We start from the raw sequence: 1,790 nt of genomic DNA, 5'->3' as shown, positions 1-1,790 counted from the left end.
CCGGCGTGCACATCGCAAAGATCGCGGTCATCTCGGGATGTCGATCCAACAATTCGAGCGTCGCGTCGTAGCCGGATTGCTCGGTGAACGCGTTTCCCGCCAGATACGAGGGATCGAGGTTGAACCCCGCGTGCTGGGCTGCATCGTTCAAGCCTTGCAGACGGGTCTTGGCGGGCAAACTGTCACGAACGCCCGACAGGACACCGATCTTGCGATGGCCCTGCTCGATCAACACTTCCGCCACCGCTCGCGCCGCAGTCCGATTGTCCGACGTCACACTCGGCAATTCAATTCCGTCAAACACACGGTCGGCGACCACGACCGGCAATCCCGACCGATCGAGAGTGACCAGATGATCCGGAACCACACCGACCGGGCACACCAACAAGGCTTCGACCTGTTTGGCACGCAACTGTTCGACCAATCGCTGTTCGATCTGCGTCTCTTCGCGGCTGTCGCCAAGCAAGACCGAGAACCCATACGCTTCGACGCCCAATGAAACTTCGCGGGCGATGGAGGCAAAAAATGGGTTGGAGATATCCGGCACGATCACCCCGATCAAGCCGCTTCGTTTGAGCCGGAGCGAGCGGGCGACCTGACTGGCTTGGAACCCCAGGTCCGCGGCGACCTTGCGAACCGCTTTCTCCGTCGTGGGGCTGATGCGATACTTGCGGGCTTGGCCATTGAGCGCGCGTGAGGCGGTTGAAACACTGACACCGGCGCGGTCGGCGACGTTTTTGAGCGTCACGGGATGGCCCAGCGTCGCAGAGCCGGAACCCTGCGGCGTGTCGGGCGTGCGATGATTCGGTGGTTTCATGACTCAACCCCAAGGTGCAATCTTGACAGAGCACTCCAGCACTTTCACTGGGCTAACCATCGAAAACAATCCCCACCGATAGCAGCGCGAACCCGACATGAAACGTGGCGGCAGCACGAAAGCCGTTTCGGCGGTCTGGTTGTGACTTCGACGCGTGGGAGCCACTTGCACAATCGTTTGTGCTCTGTGCTGGTCAGTCTACCTGCCTGTGCGGTATCGTTGCAAGCGGCCGACGCCGACCGCTTGGTCGTCGGCATCACGCCGCCTGTTCCACTGAAGCCCTAACTCACACGAGAGTCCCACATCACCATGGAAATCTGGCCCGCAATCGATCTGCGTCATGGAAAACCGGTCCGTTTGCGGCAAGGCGACTATGACCGAAAAACAGTCTTCGGCGACGACCCGGTGGAGTTCGCCGTCCAGTGGCAGCAAGCCGGGGCGAAACGATTGCACCTGGTGGATTTGGATGCCGCCCGGGGCGACGACCCGACGGCCAATCGCGACGCGGTCGCGCGGATCGTTGCCGCGACCGGACTGCCCTGCCAGATGGGAGGCGGTGTGCGCGATCAAGCTGCGATCGAAGCCTTGCTCGACTTGGGTCTGGCACGTCTGGTGGTCGGATCGGCCGCGCTGAAGCAACCCGAATGGTTTGCCTCGATGTGCGATGCGTTCCCCGGCAAGTTGGCGGCGGGCATCGACGCACGGGACGGCATGGTGGCGACCGACGGATGGCTGGAAACCAGTTCCACACCGGCGATCGAATTGGCCCAAGACCTGCGACAGCGAACGGCCAACATCGCAGCGATCATTTACACCGACATCGCCCGCGACGGAATGATGAGCGGCCCTAACTTTGACGGACTGCGTGACATGGCGGACGCGACGGATATCCCCTTGGTTGCCAGCGGAGGCGTGACGACCTACGACGACGTTCGGAAGTTGGTCGAAATGAACATGCCGGCGGCAATCGTGG

2 protein-coding genes are annotated in these 1,790 nt (G+C 61.6%); one reads left to right on the top strand and one right to left on the bottom strand.

What is annotated here, in order from left to right:
* A partial coding sequence (locus ABX749_RS31710) for a LacI family DNA-binding transcriptional regulator (protein WP_372899559.1) occupies window positions 1-817 on the bottom strand: 817 nt, incomplete at its 3' end.
* A gap of 309 nt (window positions 818-1,126) precedes the next feature.
* Between ABX749_RS31710 and ABX749_RS31705 the strand changes: the two genes are divergently transcribed.
* On the top strand, window positions 1,127-1,790 hold a 664-nt coding region (locus ABX749_RS31705), incomplete at its 3' end, for a HisA/HisF-related TIM barrel protein (protein ID WP_372899558.1).

It is taken from the genome of Stieleria sp., from assembly GCF_041595215.1.
In the GTDB taxonomy this organism is placed as follows: domain Bacteria; phylum Planctomycetota; class Planctomycetia; order Pirellulales; family Pirellulaceae; genus Stieleria; species Stieleria magnilauensis.
The sequence above is the reverse complement of the archived record's forward strand: the minus strand, read 5'-3'. Positions and strand labels throughout refer to the sequence as shown.